The sequence below is a fragment of the Streptomyces sp. NBC_00400 genome (genome assembly GCF_036048035.1).
Lineage (GTDB): Bacteria > Actinomycetota > Actinomycetes > Streptomycetales > Streptomycetaceae > Streptomyces.
In genome coordinates, this window is sequence record NZ_CP107940.1 from 63,179 (window position 1) to 79,231 (window position 16,053).

At 69.1% G+C, this 16,053-nt stretch carries 13 protein-coding genes; 11 read left to right on the forward strand and 2 right to left on the reverse strand.

Annotated features, from left to right (window positions below):
• Positions 1-130 precede the first annotated feature (130 nt).
• Together OHS81_RS00290 and OHS81_RS00295 are read right to left on the reverse strand one after the other, a co-directional pair.
• The gene (locus OHS81_RS00290) at positions 131-1,018 is read right to left on the reverse strand and encodes a DUF2268 domain-containing protein (protein WP_328381294.1); all 888 of its coding nucleotides are present in this window, start codon (positions 1,016-1,018) and stop codon (positions 131-133) included.
• 189 nt (positions 1,019-1,207) lie between these two features.
• Positions 1,208-1,615, reverse strand: coding sequence for a DUF6303 family protein (locus OHS81_RS00295; RefSeq protein ID WP_328381296.1), 408 nt, complete (start codon positions 1,613-1,615; stop codon positions 1,208-1,210).
• A 613-nt stretch (positions 1,616-2,228) separates the two neighbouring features.
• Between OHS81_RS00295 and OHS81_RS00300 the strand changes: the two genes are divergently transcribed.
• From OHS81_RS00300 to OHS81_RS00350, 11 genes are all read left to right on the forward strand, one after another.
• The gene (locus OHS81_RS00300; RefSeq protein WP_328381298.1) at positions 2,229-2,588 is read left to right on the forward strand and encodes a PRC-barrel domain containing protein; all 360 of its coding nucleotides are present in this window, start codon (positions 2,229-2,231) and stop codon (positions 2,586-2,588) included.
• Between the two features lie 850 nt (positions 2,589-3,438).
• Positions 3,439-6,006 carry a Pls/PosA family non-ribosomal peptide synthetase gene (locus OHS81_RS00305; protein ID WP_328381300.1) on the forward strand — a complete coding sequence of 856 codons (2,568 nt, stop codon included), beginning with the start codon at positions 3,439-3,441 and terminating at the stop codon, positions 6,004-6,006.
• 5 nt (positions 6,007-6,011) lie between these two features.
• Complete coding sequence (locus OHS81_RS00310; protein ID WP_328381301.1) at positions 6,012-9,674, forward strand: amino acid adenylation domain-containing protein; 3,663 nt, start codon at positions 6,012-6,014, stop codon at positions 9,672-9,674.
• Between the two features lie 32 nt (positions 9,675-9,706).
• Positions 9,707-10,744 carry a 2,3-diaminopropionate biosynthesis protein SbnB gene (sbnB, locus tag OHS81_RS00315; protein ID WP_328381303.1) on the forward strand — a complete coding sequence of 346 codons (1,038 nt, stop codon included), beginning with the start codon at positions 9,707-9,709 and terminating at the stop codon, positions 10,742-10,744.
• 81 nt (positions 10,745-10,825) lie between these two features.
• A complete protein-coding gene (sbnA, locus tag OHS81_RS00320) occupies positions 10,826-11,899 on the forward strand; it encodes a 2,3-diaminopropionate biosynthesis protein SbnA (protein WP_328381305.1) in 1,074 nt (357 codons plus the stop codon).
• A gap of 312 nt (positions 11,900-12,211) precedes the next feature.
• Positions 12,212-12,421, forward strand: a complete 210-nt coding sequence (locus tag OHS81_RS00325; protein ID WP_328381307.1) for a hypothetical protein — start codon at positions 12,212-12,214, stop codon at positions 12,419-12,421.
• On the forward strand, positions 12,408-13,796 hold the full coding sequence (locus OHS81_RS00330; protein ID WP_328381309.1) for an amidase: 1,389 nt from the start codon (positions 12,408-12,410) through the stop codon (positions 13,794-13,796). Before OHS81_RS00325 ends, OHS81_RS00330 begins: the two co-directional genes overlap by 14 nt.
• A gap of 94 nt (positions 13,797-13,890) precedes the next feature.
• Positions 13,891-14,205 (forward strand): muconolactone Delta-isomerase family protein, encoded by a 315-nt coding sequence (locus tag OHS81_RS00335; protein WP_328381311.1) that lies wholly within the window; start codon positions 13,891-13,893, stop codon positions 14,203-14,205.
• Positions 14,206-14,375: 170 nt separating this feature from the next.
• Positions 14,376-14,747 (forward strand): SgcJ/EcaC family oxidoreductase, encoded by a 372-nt coding sequence (locus OHS81_RS00340; RefSeq protein WP_328381313.1) that lies wholly within the window; start codon positions 14,376-14,378, stop codon positions 14,745-14,747.
• A gap of 166 nt (positions 14,748-14,913) precedes the next feature.
• The gene (locus OHS81_RS00345; protein WP_328381315.1) at positions 14,914-15,198 is read left to right on the forward strand and encodes a hypothetical protein; all 285 of its coding nucleotides are present in this window, start codon (positions 14,914-14,916) and stop codon (positions 15,196-15,198) included.
• A gap of 170 nt (positions 15,199-15,368) precedes the next feature.
• The gene (locus OHS81_RS00350) at positions 15,369-16,013 is read left to right on the forward strand and encodes a LysE family translocator (RefSeq protein WP_328381316.1); all 645 of its coding nucleotides are present in this window, start codon (positions 15,369-15,371) and stop codon (positions 16,011-16,013) included.
• Positions 16,014-16,053 lie beyond the last annotated feature (40 nt).

Sequence of the window (16,053 nt, forward strand, 5' to 3'; positions counted from 1 at the left end):
TCATGCGGTGGCGGTCCTTGCCGGAGGACGGGATGGGCGGAGCACGACGCCTGGGACGCACGCACCCGGATCAGTGCGCCCGCACTGATCCGGCACGGCGACCAGGACCGGCTCACCCCGCCGGACAACGTCACGCGCTGGTCTGCACACCGGCGTTGAGGAGGATCTCGCGTGCCGACAGGGCGGTGCTCTGCGCAGCGGTCAAACCGGAGGCTGCCAGGTGGGCGTCCACGATTCGCAGTCCAGCCGCGTACCCGGCGAAGTCCGGTAGTCCCACGGGCCGCAGCCCCAAGCGCCGCGCGGTGGCGTCACCGAAGACGTACGCGGGCAGGTTGTCCATCCCGGCCACGTCGATTCCGGCAGTGACCTTTTCGTAGGCGTCGTCCAGTTCGTTGCCGGTCAGGCCCTTCGACCAGGGGCCCATGGCCTGCTCGCCGGCCAGCTCCCGCACGAACGCCTCGGCCAGTCCCTCGGCAACCACCTGTTCGCCCACCGTGACGGCCCTCGGGTCCCAGGCCACATTCGCATAACGCACGTTGTGGTGGAGCTCGTGTGCGGCGGCGTGGCCGATCTTCTTCAGGCTCGTGTCAGTGGGCCACATCATCAGGTGGATGGCGCCCGGGATGCCGCCCATGCCGAGGTAGCCGGCACTGTGGACGGTGAGGTGTTCGTCGTCGGGATCGCCGAGCACCACGACGACGTGCACGGTCTTTGCGTGCTTGATCCCGGGCACCGCACCGTTGAGTCGCGCCCACGCGGTGGCGAGAGAGTCCTCGATCCGAGTCCACACGCCCGCGTCCTGCATCCGGCGCAGGGCAGGCAGGTAGCGTGGATCGTCGCGGTCGGTTCGGAAGCCACAGCCCAGCTGGTGCATCTGGACAAGGTCCATATCACCCACCGTGGACATCACGTTCTGGAGCGGGTGGAGTATGTCCCGCAGGGCGTCGGGCCGTTCCTCCAGGGGCCGTCGCAGGAGAGCGAGCATGGCGGACGCCGTGTCGTGCACCCTTATCTTCATGGTTCGGGACCGTAGCGGCTCACGTCACGTCAACCTCAAGCACGCTGACGAGATCTCTGCGCCACTCCCGAGGGGCACGAAGGCGGCGTGGCGTGCGGCGCGCAGAGGTGTGGGACGGAGCGAAACACCACCCCTGTTACCCGCACCGGTGCCGACGGTGGGTCCGTGTCCGCGGCTTCTGCTGCTACCTCATCGAAGGGGAGTGGACGGGTCCGGGCCGATGGACTGGACTTCGGTGTGTGCCATCAGCTGTACGGGGTCGTGGTCGCCGTCTTGGCACTCGGCCCACTCCCAGTAGTGGGAGCCAGGGCCGGTCTGGGCGTAGCCCAAGCGTGCGAGCGCCTGCCCGCGTGCGGTGAGAGTCGGCACGTTCGGGCCGGGAAGCTCCGTGGAGGGCCACTCGTCGGCGGGGACGCCGTAGAGGACCACAGCGATCTCCCAGCGTGCGTCGCCGGGCGGCCGGGTCAGCTGTGCGCGGGTGAGGTGTCCGTGGGCCGTCGGCTCCGGTTCGGGGCCGGGCAGCTCGGCCTGCGGGTCGGGGACCTCGGCCTGCGGGCCGACGGGATCGGTCTGCGGGACGGGAAATTCGGCACTCACGAGTTCTCCTCACTTCAGGCGGCATCGGTCACGACCGACGACACCGACGACACCGGTCACGACCGACGACGCGGATGACGACCGGGACACCGGTGACGGCAGGCGGCAGGCCGCAGGTGGCACCGGCCTCATGGGGCTCACCTCATTCCTGTCGTCGATGCGTTGTGGGCGGGGAGCTTGCCCGCCATCCAAGCGGCAAACCCCGAATCACCCGATCAGCCCCCTTCCCTGTCGGTGACTGTGAGCTGGGCCGTGGCTCTGCCTGTGGCTGTGGCTGTGGCTGTGGCTGTGGCCGTGACGCTGGACGGTGTTCCCTGCGTTTACCCAGCGCACCGGCCCCGAAAGGAATTCACCCCCGTGGATCCTCGCGGTGCCCCTCGTCGATGGTTCGCGAGAGTGGGCGAAGTCGCAGGTAGAAGCATGTGGCCGGCATCGGCCGGGCCGACCGTGCCGAGCCACCGCCATCCCTGGTTTGGCCTCTCTCTGGATGCTTGCCCGTGTGACGTTCTGTTACCTGGGTAGGGCAGGGGGCGAGCCGGGACGGTGTTGCGGCGGCGGTCAACCTCGCGGACCGTCCCGGCCCGATAGTGCACAGAGAAAGGAACCGACCGTCATGAAGAACATCTGGGCGTACCCGGCAGACGTTGGCTACCAGGGTCAGGAGCCGTTGACGGGGTTCACCGTGGAGACCCCTGACGGGACGTTGGGGCAAGTGGAACGTCAGATGAACGAGCCGGGCAGGCAGCATCTCATCGTCGACACCAGCGTGTGGGTCTTCGGCAAGAGCCTCCTGGTGCCCGCGGGCATCGTTCACTCCGTCGACACAGCCGCCAAAACGGTAACGGTCACCCATGCCAGGGACGAGATCAAAGCCGCCCCCCGCTTTGCGTTTGACAGCCAGACCGCCGAAGTCGGCTACCTCACCGAAGTCGGCAGGTACTACGCCGCGCTCGGACAGCCCGCCGCCCTGTAAGGAACGCGCATACCCGACTGAGCGCCGCACCAGGCCGCCGCCTCCTTCAGCGCCCGCCGACGCCGGTGCAGACACAGGTGCAGACATACGTGCCGTCACGGCCGGCTTCCGGCCGTGACGGCACGACGTCTGCCGACTCAGAGCAAGTTGGCTCGTCCCGGTCTCCCCGACGAGCCCCACCGGCAATCCGTACGAGCGAATGCCGACTCCTTCGCTTTGCGACCAAGGCCTCTCTGCACCGATTTCCTCCGCATGCATAACCTCCTCGTCGTTTTTCTGCAACGAGTGATAGGGAAGTTTTCCCGGCGACATCGCATGCGTCACGCGTCATACATTCCATCCCGCCCTATTCTGTTCCCATTCCGTTACATATTCGGGCTCGCTGTGCATCAAGTTATTGCCCGTGAATCCGTAATGCACCTCGCCACTCCCGCCGAAAAGCGGGTCAGATCCTTTGAGGAGCCGTGGACGTGGGCGCACTTGGGGGCGATGGGGTCGCGCCGACGTGCCCCCATTCGGGTGAAACAAGCCGGTCGTGGGCGCACAAGCTTCCGGTCGGGAAGGGGCGCGTATCCAGGTTTTCGATACGCGGACCCATATGAGAAAGTTTTTCCAAAATGTCCCCAACCGATTCCCACGCTAGCATCGAACAAAGGTTGTGCTGTCTGACCGTCTCTCGTGTCGAGCGCAGGCGATAAGCGGGAACCGGATTCCCGCTGGCGGCCCCGCCGTCCGTGCCGACACCTCACCCACCGCTCGGTTCGCCCCCCGGGCCTGCGCCGGAACAAGCAAAGGCGCCAGGCGACAGGGCACTGAACGACGGCGGCCGGAACTTCCCCAGGGAGCTCACATGGCGGGAAAGTCGTTTGAAGCGTTGCCTCCCGATCTGGGGGAATCCCCCACGGTACGGGGCGGGGTTGCCACCCCGCCCGCCGGCGTCGAGGGGGTTCTCGCTGCGGTACTGGCTGACGTCGTGCGCGTCGCTCAGGTGTCGGTCGACAGCCACTTCTTCGACGAACTGGGCGCCGACTCGATGGTGATGGCACAGTTCTGCGCCCGGGTCAGGAAGCATGCGGACCTGCCCTCGGTATCGATGAAGGACGTCTACCGGAACCCGACGATCCGGAGCCTGGCGACGGCGCTCGCGGCCGCCGAGGCCGCGGCCGCCGCTGACCCCGGTGCCCCCGCCGTCCCCACGACCCCCGCTGCCCGCACCGAGTCGCCGCCTCCCCCGCCGGTGGCGGTGAGTCCGACCGGCACGCCGCACTACGTCCTGTGCGGAGCGCTGCAGCTGCTGGCCTTCCTCGGATACTCCTACCTCGTCGCCTACGTCGCCGCCCGGGGCTACACGTGGATCTCCGCCGGATCCGGTGCGTTCGACGCGTACCTGCGGGCGGTGCTGTTCGGCGCGGCGAGCTTTGTGAGTCTGTCCGCCCTTCCGATCCTGCTGAAGTGGATACTCATCGGCCGGTGGAAGCCCCGTCAGATCCGTGTCTGGAGCCTGGCGTATGTCCGCTTCTGGATCGTCAAGACGCTGATCCGTTCCGATCCCCTGGTCCTGTTCGCCGGGTCGCCGCTGTATGCGCTCTATCTCAAGGCGCTGGGCGCGAGGATCGGGCGACGCGTCGTGATTCTCTCCAGGAACGTTCCCGTGTGCACGGACCTGCTCGCGGTGGGCGATGGCGCACTGATACGCAAGGACTCGTTCTTCAACTGCTATCGGGCCCACGCCGGCCTGATCCAGACCGGCACGGTCACCCTGGGGAAGGACACGGTCGTCAGTGAGGCCACCGTGCTCGACATCGACACCTCGCTGGGCGCTGCGGCCCAGCTCGGCCACGCCTCCTCGCTGCACAGCGGGCAGGCGGTACCCGACGGCGAGCACTGGCACGGGTCGCCGGCGCAGCCGACCGATGTGGACTACCAGGTGGTGGGCGCGGCCGACTGCGGTGCCACCAGAAGACTGCTCCACAGCGTCCTGCAGCTGCTGACGGTGCTGCTGGTGTACGTGCCGCTGGCGATCGGCGCCATGGGCATCCTGCTCGCCGCGGCCCCGCAGCTCGCCGCGGCCCTGGAGCCGGGACCCTCGGCTCTCACGAGCTGGACCTTCTACGGTGACGCCCTGGCATTCTCGCTCGTCGTCTTCTTCGGTGCCCTCCCCCTCGGTCTCCTCCTGCTGACCACGGTTCCGCGCCTGCTGAACCGGACGATCACACCGGGCAGGGTCTATCCCCTGTACGGCTTCCACTACGGGGTGCACCGGGCGATCACTTTCATGACCAACAGGAGGTCGCTGATGCGTCTGTTCGGCGACAGCTCCTGCATCGTCCACTACCTGCGGTACCTGGGGTACGACCTGTCGCGGATCGAGCAGACCGGATCGAACTTCGGCACGGAGGTGAAGCACGAGACCCCGTACCTGAGTTCCGTCGGCAGCGGCACGATGGTCGCCGACGGGCTGTCGATCAACAACGCGGACTTTTCGAGTACCTCGTTCCGTGTCTCCCGGACGTCGATCGGAGCACAGAACTTCCTCGGGAACCGGATCGCCTATCCCTCGCGGGGCAGGACGGGTGACAACTGTCTGCTCGCGACGAAGGTCATGGTCCCCATCGACGGGAAGGTCCGGGAGGGCGTGGGGCTGCTGGGCTCGCCCAGCTTCGAGATTCCGCGGTCGGTACAGCGCGACAGCAGCTTCGACGGGCTGAAGAGCGAGGAGCAGCTGCGCCATCGGCTGCCCGCCAAGAACCGGCACAATGCCGCCACCATGGCGTGGTACCTGCTGGTCCGGTGGATCTACTTCTTCCTGGTCACGCTGCTCGTCTCGGCCGCCGCCGACCTCTACGCCCCGTTCGGTGCGGCGGCGATCGCGCTGGCCGACGTGCTCGTCGTGCTGTTCACCGCCGTCTACTACGTACTGATCGAACGTGCCGTCACGGCCTGGTATCCCACGGACCCGTTGTTCTGCTCGATCTACGACCTCCGCTTCTGGCGGCGTGAACGCTACTGGAAGGTGCCGTCGGAGACGTACCTGCGGATGTTCGACGGGACCCCGTTCAAGAGCCTGATCTGGCGGATGCTGGGTGTCCGGATCGGCAGCAGGGTCTTCGACGACGGCTGTTATCTGACCGAGCGGACGATGGTCACCATCGGGGACGGCTGCACGCTCAACGCGGGGAGCGTCGTCCAGTGCCACTCGCAGGAGGACGGCACCTTCAAGTCCGACCGCAGCACGATCGGTTCCGGCAGCACGCTCGGCGTCGGCGCCTTCGTGCACTACGGCGTGGCGATCGGCGACGGCGCGGTGCTCGCGCCCGACTCGTTCCTCATGAAGGGCGAAGTCCTCCCGCACCACGCGTGGTGGGGAGGAAATCCGGCCCGGCAGATCCGCCGGGGCGACGGCGGGGAAGGGAGGTAGCTCCGATGGCGACGCGGCTGACGAACGACGTGGATTTCCGGCGCGATGAGCCCGCCGCCGGCGGGTTCGCCACGGTCCCGCGGTGGACCCGCACCCCGGTTCCGGGCACCGCGGCACACGAGTCGGTGATACCCGAGCACCTGCTGCCGGCGCTGGAACGGTGGGCACAGGAGTGGGGCGTCACACCGCACTCGGTGCTGTTGGCCGCGCACGCCAGGGTTCTCGGTGCGCTGTCCGGTGAGCGGACGGTCGCGACCGGCTACGTCGCCGTGGCGGGCGGCGATCCGTTGCCCTGCCGGCTGACGACCGCGGCAGCGTCATGGCGGACGCTGGTGCGCGACACGCATCAGGTCGCCTCTCAGCTGCCGGCGCGCGAGGGCGATCGGGCCGACGGCCCCGGGGGAACGCCGGACCGGTCCGTTCCGTCGCCCGAGACGGTGTTCGATCCGACCGGTGGCGGCGGAACGGCCGAAGGCACCGTGCTGCGGGTGGCTGTGGTGTGCCGGGACGGCCGGCACCTGCTGCGGCTGCACTACCGGACCGATGTGCTCGACGAGGCGTGTGCCGCCAGGATCGCCGGCTACCACCTCACCGCGCTCGCGCTGATCGCCGCCGATCCGGATGCGACGCACGGGCGGCAGAGTCTGCTGTCCGCCGAGGAACTGCACCTGCAGCTCGAAGGGCTCGCCGGGCCGCGCCGGGTGCTGCCGGACCACCGGTTCCACGAGCTGTTCGAGCAGCGGGTGCGGGCGCACCCGGACACCATCGCGGCCGTGCACGGCCGCCGGCAATGGACCTACCAGGAGCTCAACACCCGTGCCAACCGGCTGGCCCACACGCTGCTGGCACGAGGACTGCGCCGGGAAGACGTGGTCGCTGTGGTGACCGAACGCAACCTGGACTGGCTGGCCGCCGTCCTCGCGGTCTTCAAGGCCGGAGGCGCGTACCTGCCCATCGAGCCGCACTTCCCCGCCGACCGTATGGCCACCATGCTCTCCCGCGCCTCGTGCGGGCTGGTGCTGACCGAACCCGGCAGCACCGCTCCGCTCGACCGGGCCCTGGAGTCGCTGCCCGGGATCCAGCGGCTCTTCATCGACGCGGCGTACGAGGAGAGCGGCGACGACAGCGATCCCGGCGTCCCCGTCGCGCCGGACGACCTCGCCTATGTCATCTTCACCTCCGGTTCCACCGGCGAGCCCAAGGGCGCGATGTGCGAGCACGAGGGGATGCTCAACCACCTGTACGCCAAGATCGACGACTTGGGGATCACCGAGGGACAGGTCGTCGCCCAGACCGCGCCGCAGTGCTTCGACATCTCCCTGTGGCAGCTGCTCTCCGCGCTGCCGGCGGGCGGGCGGACCCTGCTGGTCGAGCAGGAGGCCGTCCTGGACGTCCGACGGTTCCTCGACACGATCGTGGGCGGCGGGGTCAACGTGCTCCAGGTGGTGCCGTCCTACCTCGATGTCGTCCTGTCCTTCCTGGAAGAGCACCCCCGTGAACTCCCCTCCCTGCGGTGCGTGTCGGTGACCGGCGAGGCCCTGAAGAAGGAGCTCGTCCAGCGCTGGTTCGCGGCCGCGCCCCGGATCGGGCTGGTCAATGCCTACGGCTTGACCGAGACCTGCGACGACACCCATCACGAGGTCATGGACCGGGTGCCGGACGGCGAGCGGATCCCGCTCGGCCGCCCCGTCAGCAATGTGCACGTCTACCTCGTCGACGAGTACCTGTCACCGGTGCCGCTCGGCGCCCCCGGTGAGATCGTCTTCTCCGGAGTCTGCGTCGGCCGTGGGTATGTCAACGATCCCGAGCGCACCCGGCCGGTGTTCACGGCGGATCCGCACCGCGCGGGCACCCGGCTCTACCGGTCCGGCGACTACGGCCGGTGGTCTCCGGAGGGAAAGCTGGAGTTCCTCGGCCGCCAGGACGCCCAGGTCAAGATCCGCGGCTTCCGGATCGAGATGGGCGAGATCGAGAACGCCCTGCTCGGGGTGGCGGGAATCCGCGACGGCGCCGTCGTGGTCTCACCACAAGGCGGCCCGGCTCAGCGGCTGGTGGCCTTCTACTCCGGTCCTCGCCCGCTGGACGCGGCCGCACTGCAGGAGCAACTGAGCCGGTCCCTGCCCTCGTACATGGTTCCGTCGGCCTTCCACTGGCGCGAGAGCCTTCCGCTGACGGCCAATGGAAAGACCGACAAGAAGGCGCTGTCCGCACTCGCCGAGGGGGACGGCACCAAGGAGGAAGGCGGCACCAGCGAGGAGGGCGGCACCCGGGACGGCCGTCACCCGCCCGCCACACCGGCCGAAGAGCGGCTTGCGGCCGCATGGGCCAAGGCGCTGGGCATCCCGGAGGACCGGATCGCAGGCCGGGACAACTTCTTCGACCTCGGCGGCACCTCACTGTCGGCCGTACGCGTCGCGATCTGCCTGGATCGCGTGGTCTCGCCCAAGGACCTCCTGCAGCACCCGGTCCTCGCCGACCTGGCCCGGCTGGTCGAGAGCCGTTCCACGGCCGGCTCCGGGCCGCCGCGGGCGCCGGCTGAGTCCGGGCGGGGCAACACGGTCCGGGGCCGGACCACGGTGCAGGACCACGACACGGTGCCGGGCCGCACCACGGTGCCGGGCACCGGCCGGCTGCCCGCCGGCGCAGAGCGAAAGGACACCACGATGGCACCCTCACTCCCGACCTCGCTGCCGGACCTGGAGTCGGTACCCGGCCGGACTCCGATGCTGCGGCTCGACACCACTGCGGACGCGGCGAGCTGGGCGGCCGAGCACCGGGACGCGGTGCGCGCCGCGGTCCTCGAACACGGTGCGGTCCTCGTCCGCGGCCTGGAGCTCCGTCACGCGGCCGAGGTCGGCGCGGTCGTCCAGCGGCTGGGCCTCGCTCCGGTGACGGAGAGGGAATCCTTCGCCCCTCGGCAGACGTACTCCGAGGGCGTCTACTCCTCCTCCAAGTGGCCGCCGAACCAGCCGATGTGCATGCACCACGAGTTGAGCTACACGCTCGAATTCCCCGGCCTGATGCTGTTCGCCTGCCTCGGCGCACCCACCGGGGGCGGGGCGACCGGGGTCGCGGACTCCACCGCGGTGCTCGACGCGCTGCCGCCCGAGCTGACCGAGCGGTTCGAGCGGGAGGGCTGGCTGCTCACCCGCAGCTACCACGACGAGATCGGGGCCTCCTTGCCGGAGGCGTTCGGCACCGACGACCGGAGCGCCATCGAGCGTTACTGCCGCGCCCACGCGATCGAGTGCGCGTGGCAGCCCGACGGCGGGCTTCGCACACAACAGCGCCGCAGCGCCGTGGTGCGCCACCCGGTCAGCGGGCGACGCTGCTGGTTCAACCAGATCGCGTTCCTCAACGAGTGGACGATGGCCCCCGAGGTCCGCGAGTACCTGATCGACGAGTACGGCACCGACGGGCTGCCGTTCAACACCCGCTACGGCAACGGCGACCCCCTTACCGAGGACACCGTCCAGCTGCTCAACAAGGTCTACGAGGCACACACCGTGCGCCGGCCCTGGCAGGCCGGTGACCTGCTCCTCGTCGACAACGTCCGTACCGCGCACAGCAGGGAGCCCTTCGAGGGACCGCGAGAGGTGGTGGTGGCGATGGCCGGTCCGCTGCGCCTGGCCGACTGCTCACCGACCGTCGAGGTGACCACCTCGTGAACACCATCCGCTCCAGTGCAACGGAGTCCGCCATGACGAAACCGCCGCTCACCGTGCCCCCCTTCGCGGTGATCTCAGGAGTGCAGGTCCAGACCGCCCTGCAAGGACGGGAGAAGCACATCGTGGAGGTGGTCGAGGACACCTACCGGTTGCACGGCGCCGGTGCCTCGGTGAACCCTCCGTCCTCCTTCCTCCGGTTCCCCGACCGCCGGTCCTCGCGGATGATCGCGCTGCCCGCCTCGATCGGCGGAGAGGCACAGGTGGACGGGCTGAAGTGGATCTCCAGCTTCCCGGAGAACGTGGCGTCCGACATTCCCAGGGCCTCCGCCGTGCTGATCCTCAACGACCCCGCCACCGGCTACCCGTTCGCCTGCCTCGAGAGCTCGATCATCAGCGCCACCAGAACTGCCGCGTCGGCGGCGTCGGCGGCCGACTGGCTCAGCCGCGGCCGCCCGCGCCCGCTGCGCGTCGGATTCTTCGGGGCGGGCCTGATCGCCCGCTACATCCATACGTTCCTGGAAGGCACCGGCTGGTCGTTCGACGAGATCGGCGTGCACGACCTGTCCGCCGACAGCGCCGCCGGCTTCCGCGTGTACCTGGAGCAGACCGGCACCGCCGGCCGGATCACCGTGCACCCCAGCGCCGAGGAACTGATCCGCCTCAGCGATCTGGTGGTCTTCGCCACCGTCGCCGGCCGGCCGCACGTCCACGACTCCTCGTGGTTCGTCCACAACCCGGTGGTCCTGCACGTGTCGCTGCGCGACCTCGCGCCGCAGGTCCTGCTGGCCTCGACCAATATCGTCGACGACGTCGAGCACTGTCTCACCGCCGACACCTCCCCGCATCTGGCCGAACAGCTCACGGGCAACCGGGACTTCCTGCACGGCACGTTGGACGACGTGATGAACGGGCGGGTGACGGTGCCGGCGGACCGGCCCGCGGTCTTCTCACCGTTCGGCCTCGGCGTGCTCGATCTCGCGGTCGGCAAGTACGTCTACGACGAGGTGGTCCGCTCCGGCCGGCTGCAGGTCGTCGACAACTTCTTCCATGAACTGCGCCGGTACGGATGAGACCGGCGCCGGCGCAATGAGGAGTCCGCCCTAGTCGGATGGAAATCCGAAGGTGCTCTGCCTCCAGAGGAGGGACCCATCATGCCAGTCATATCTGTTCCCTACGCCTTCAACGAGGAAGAACTCTACGTCGACCTCCAGGCGATCTTCGGGCAGTCCCTGTTCCTCAAGTGCGAGGGCCTCAACTTCGCCGGCTCGATCAAGCTGAAGGCCGCGACCGAGATGGTGGAGGCGGCCGAGCGGGAGGGCGCCCTGACTCCCGAATCGGTCCTGGTCGAGTCCTCGTCCGGCAACCTCGGCGTGGCACTGAGCATGATCGCGGCGAGCAAGGGCTACCGGTTCCTGTGCGTGACGGACTCCCGCTGCAACCTGTCGACCAGGCTGATGATGGAGGCCTTGGGCAGCCAGGTGCACGTCATCGCCGCCGACGAGTCCGGCAACGGCTTCCTCGGCGCACGGCTCGACTACGTCCGCGATCTGTGCGCCTCCGACGACCGCTGGGTGTGGCTCAGCCAGTACACCAATCCGGGCAACTGGCAGGCGCACTACCGCACGACGGCACCGGCGATCGCCCGCTGGTTCCCACATCTGGATGTGCTGTTCATCGGGGCAGGCACCACCGGAACCCTGATGGGCTGCGCGCGCTACTTCCGGCAGTGGCACCGGCCGGTGCAGATCGTCGCGGTGGACAGTGTCGGTTCGGTGAGCTTCGGCGGTGCACCGGGACGCCGTATGATCCCCGGCCTGGGCATGAGCGTCCCTCCCCCGCTGCTCGACGAGTCCTTCGTGGACGAGGCGGTACGCGTGGCGGAGGCGGATACCGTCCGCGCCTGCCACCAACTGGCCCGACACGGATTCCTCTTCGGCGGCTCGACCGGAACGGTTGTCAGCGGCGCGATGGACTGGCTGTCCCGGCACGACACGCGCGGGCTCACCGCGGTGGCCATCGCCCCGGACCTCGGCGAGCGCTACCTCGACACCATCTACCAGGCCAACTGGGTACAGGACCTGTACGGCGAGGACATGCTCGGCTCCGACGGTGCCTCCGCCGAAGCTGCCCCGGCCGAGTCCCGGGAGATCCGCCCCGCACCGCCGAGGCGCGCAGCGGATCCGTATCCGCGCCCCCAGCGCAAGGAGCAGGCGGGCGACATCTAGATCCGGGCCCGTGCGCTCCGGAGGGGTCCGGGCCCGTGCGCTCCGGAGGGGTCCGGGCCCGTGCGCTCCGGAAGCCGGCCGCGGTAGCCGGCTTCCGATCCGGCCGGCCGGTACAGCCCGGCCGGCCGGGTCGCGTCGTCCTGCGGCGTGGCCGGTCGGCCGACATCCAACTCAAAGGCTATTTGTTTGCTTTAAGCTGCGCCGTCCCGTACTCTGAAGCTAACGCAAAGAAATTGCGTTAGCTTCTTTTGTGACGCTGCTTCACCACTGCACCGACGACGCACACACCACACATCTACGCCAAGGACATGCATGACATCCGTCGAACTCACCGCCGGAGAAGTCGCCCGGTGGGCGCTCCATGCCGGACTCCCGCTGCCGGACGAGCGCCATACCGATGTGGCCGCCACCGCGAACCACATCCACGGCGTCATCCGCACCCTGCGCGAGCTGGACTTCGGGGAGACGCCGCCCGCCGCCATCTACATCGTCGAGGGGGAGGCGGCCGATGGAGCTCTTTGAGCTGACACTTGCCGAGGCAGCCGCTGCCGTGGAGGAGAAAAGAGCCTCCCCGGTGGAGCTGACCGAGTCCGTACTCGGGCGGATCGACGCCGTGGAAGAACGATTGCAGGCCTATGTCACCCTGGCCGGCGAGACGGCGCGCGACTCGGCCACGCAAGCGGAACGCGAGATCGCCGCGGGCGGGTATCGCGGCCCCCTGCACGGCATACCCTTCGGGCTCAAGGACATGATCGACGCTGCCGGGATGCCGACCACGGCCAGCTCCCGGGTCAGGGCGGACCACCTCGCGCAGGCGGACAGCGCCGTGGCCGGACGCCTGTCCGCGGCGGGCGGGGTCCTGATCGGGAAGACACACACCCATGAATTCGCTTACGGGCTGACGACGCCTCAGACGCGCAACGCCTGGGACCAGGACCGGATTGCGGGCGGTTCGAGCGGTGGTTCGGCGGTCGCCGTGGCGGCGGGAACCGCCACCTTTGCCCTGGGGACGGACACCGGCGGTTCGATCCGCGTGCCCGCGGCACTGAACGGGCTGGTCGGCCTCAAACCGACCTATGGCCTCCTCCCCCTGCACGGTGTGGTCGCCCTGTCCTGGTCGCTGGACCACGTCGGCCCCCTCACCCGCACCGTGCGGGACGCGGCGCTCGTACTGTCCGCGCTGGTGGGGCATGCCCCTCAGGACCCGGCGGGTCTCCGCACGGCGCCGACCGCCTACTCACTGCCCCCAGGGGATGGTGATCTGACGGGCCTGCGTGTCGGCGTACCGGTCAACTACTACTTCGACCGCGTGGCCCCCGAAGTCGAAGCCGCCGTGCGCGAGGCCCACACACAGCTGGCGGACATGGGGGCCGAACTCGTCGAGGCCGAGATCCCGATGACGCGTTACGTTCAGGCGACCCACTGGGGTCTGATGGTCCCCGAGGCGACCGCCTCGCACGAACGTACGCTGCGGTCGGTCCCCGAGCTGTACGGGCCGGACGTGCGGGTCCTCCTGGAGGCCGGCGAGCTGGTTTCGGCGGGCGACTACCTGCGGGCCCAGCGCTCCCGCACCCTCATGCGCCAGGCGTGGCTGAGCATGTTCGACCGGATCGACGTACTCGCGGCGCCCACCGTGCCGATGACCGCCACGAAAACGGACCAGCCCTCCGTCGCATGGCCGGACGGCACCACGGAAAGCGTCTCCGATGCCTATGTCCGCCTCAGTGCCCCGGCGAACATCACCGGGCTGCCGTCCCTGAGCCTGCCGGTCGGCCGCGATCATGCGGGCCTGCCCATCGGCATGCAGCTGATAGGGCGGCCCCTGGGCGAAGCGGCGGTGCTGCGCACCGGGCACGCATACGAGACCGCCCGTCCATGGATGAGGCCGCCGGTATGAGCGCGCGCCATGGCCGTCGTTGCGGGTCGGCGCGCCGTGCCCGTGCGTGATCACCAACAGGCCGGAGCCGACGTTACTGTTCCCGATGTCAGGCATGACGTGGCGAGGAGAGCCGCTGATGGAGTTCCTGGTCGACATGGTGACCACCGTTCCGGAGGGCACGTCCGAGGAGGCCGTGGCGGAGATCCGGGCCCGGGAGGCGGTACGGTCGCGGGAATTGGCCGCGCAGGGAAGCCTGCTGCGGCTGTGGCGGCCGCCGCTCGCCCCTGGTGAATGGCGCACCTGGGGCCTTTTCAGCGCGGACGGCGCGGAGCAGTTGGAGCAGGTGCTCACGTCGATGCCCCTGCGGGTATGGCGGCACGACACGGTGACGCCGCTGTCCCCGCACCCGAATGACCCGGGCCGTTGAGCAGCAGCCACCTCGGTTCCGGAGCGGCGGCCTCGGTTGTGCCTCTGCGGCGGCGGACAACCAGGCGCGGTGTGGTCATCGAGCCGAGAGGAATTGCCGCGCCTCGCCCCCTCTCCCTCCCAGCCCGGTCTGCGCAGGCCGCCGCCGTGCCGCCCCCACAGGAGACCCTGATGAACAGCACACAAGACAGCGAGGCCATCCTGCGCGACGTGCTCGACCGGTGGAAGGCGGCAGTCGACGCGCATGAACCGCAGCGGGTCGCCTCCCACTTCACCGAGGACGCGATCTTCCAAGGACTGCACCCCTACAGCGTCGGGCGGCAGGGCATCACCGAGTACTACGATTCCCAGCCCCTCGGGATGACCGCCGAGTACCGGATTCTCGAAACCAGGCGGCCCGCCGACGACCTCGTACTCGGTTATCTGAACGTGGACTTCTCGTTCACCGACAGGCCTACGATCGCCGTGAACCTCACCGTGCTGCTCCAGCAAACGGAGCACGGCTGGTACATCAGCCACTATCACGTCTCCCGTCGCAACTAGGCCGCTGCGTTGCCCGGAAGCCCGGAGGCACCCGGGGCGCGAAGGGCCACGGGGCGGCGCCGGAAGGAGCATGCCGTGCGCCTCCTCTGGCCGGGTGAAGTCGGCAAGGAACCGTGTCCGCCCCGGCGCCGCTGCCGTTTGTGAATGCGTGATCTCCACTCGACGCATGTATGCAGCACTCGTCCTGACCGCCGGCGCCTCGGGCCTTGCGGTGTCGTCCGCCTCGGCCGCGCCCGCGGCCCCGCCCGCCCCGCCGACCGGGCAGGGAATCTCCGTCCTCAGCACACTCGACAGCCTCGGTGTCGCGCCGGTACCCGCCAAATACCAGAGCCAGATGCCCACGGTCACCGGGCAGCTCACCAGCCTTCAGCACCTCCATGACCTCGGCCAGCTGCACCAGGTGACCGACCTGGCCGCCCCGGTAGCGGGCCTGCTGCCCGTCGTGGCGTAGCCCCGTTCCGTACGGTTCGCGGCCGAAGCGGGAAGGGGCCGAGGCCGCGATCCACCGGGGGAGGATGAGGAAGCAGAGGGAGCAGAAAGTTGCCGAGTCGAACGTAGGGAGTATCGACGGCTCTCCGGCACTGCGTCGCAGCTGATTCAATGGTCGCCGAGGTGAGAGACATGGTGTCGACCGACCGGCTGCTTGCGTTCGCGGCGATGTCGTTGCTGGTGATTGCGATCCCGGGGCCGAGCGTGCTCTTCGTGATCGGCCGGGCTCTGGCGCACGGCCGCCGCACAGCACTGGCGACGGTCCTGGGCAATGTGCTGGGCTCGTATCTGCTGGTGGCCGCGGTGGCGTTCGGCCTGGGCTCGTTGGTCGAGCAGTCCGCCGCTGTCTTCCTTGCCGTGAAACTGGCCGGCGCGGCCTACCTCGTCTTCCTCGGAGTCCAGGCGTTCCGGCACCGCAAGGAGATGAAGATGGGTGCCGCGGATGTGCCCGCGCAACCAGCCCGCGGAGATCTGCGCACGATCGCCGACGGCATCCTGGTCGGCGTCACCAACCCGAAGGGCATCGTGTTCTTCGCCGCCGTACTCCCCCAGTTCGTGGACCACGCGGCGGGCGGGCTGCCCGCCCAGATGCTCGTGCTGGGCCTGGTGCCGATCGGCATCGGCCTGATCACGGACACGGTGTGGGGGCTCACGGCCTCGGCGGCCCGCGCCTGGTTCGCGCGTTCCGAACGCCGGCTGTCGATGATCGGTGGCGCGGGCGGCTTCGCCATGATCGGTCTGGGCGTGACGGTGGCGGCCACCGGCCGCGCGGACTGACCGCAGCCGGCGGGCGTCCACTTCCCGCTTCCCGCTGCCC

Bases quoted from the DNA above. Each gene is read 5' to 3' on its own strand.
- OHS81_RS00300 (WP_328381298.1), top strand. From the start codon at position 2,229: ATGAAGAACATCTGGGCGTACCCGGCAGACGTTGGCTACCAGGGTCAG.
- OHS81_RS00330 (WP_328381309.1), top strand. From the start codon at position 12,408: ATGGAGCTCTTTGAGCTGACACTTGCCGAGGCAGCCGCTGCCGTGGAG.
- OHS81_RS00335 (WP_328381311.1), top strand. From the start codon at position 13,891: ATGACGTGGCGAGGAGAGCCGCTGATGGAGTTCCTGGTCGACATGGTG.
- sbnB (WP_328381303.1), top strand. From the start codon at position 9,707: ATGACGAAACCGCCGCTCACCGTGCCCCCCTTCGCGGTGATCTCAGGA.
- OHS81_RS00290 (WP_328381294.1), bottom strand. From the start codon at position 1,018: ATGAAGATAAGGGTGCACGACACGGCGTCCGCCATGCTCGCTCTCCTG.
- OHS81_RS00340 (WP_328381313.1), top strand. From the start codon at position 14,376: ATGAACAGCACACAAGACAGCGAGGCCATCCTGCGCGACGTGCTCGAC.
- OHS81_RS00345 (WP_328381315.1), top strand. From the start codon at position 14,914: ATGTATGCAGCACTCGTCCTGACCGCCGGCGCCTCGGGCCTTGCGGTG.
- OHS81_RS00350 (WP_328381316.1), top strand. From the start codon at position 15,369: ATGGTGTCGACCGACCGGCTGCTTGCGTTCGCGGCGATGTCGTTGCTG.
- OHS81_RS00305 (WP_328381300.1), top strand. From the start codon at position 3,439: ATGGCGGGAAAGTCGTTTGAAGCGTTGCCTCCCGATCTGGGGGAATCC.
- OHS81_RS00310 (WP_328381301.1), top strand. From the start codon at position 6,012: ATGGCGACGCGGCTGACGAACGACGTGGATTTCCGGCGCGATGAGCCC.
- OHS81_RS00325 (WP_328381307.1), top strand. From the start codon at position 12,212: ATGACATCCGTCGAACTCACCGCCGGAGAAGTCGCCCGGTGGGCGCTC.
- sbnA (WP_328381305.1), top strand. From the start codon at position 10,826: ATGCCAGTCATATCTGTTCCCTACGCCTTCAACGAGGAAGAACTCTAC.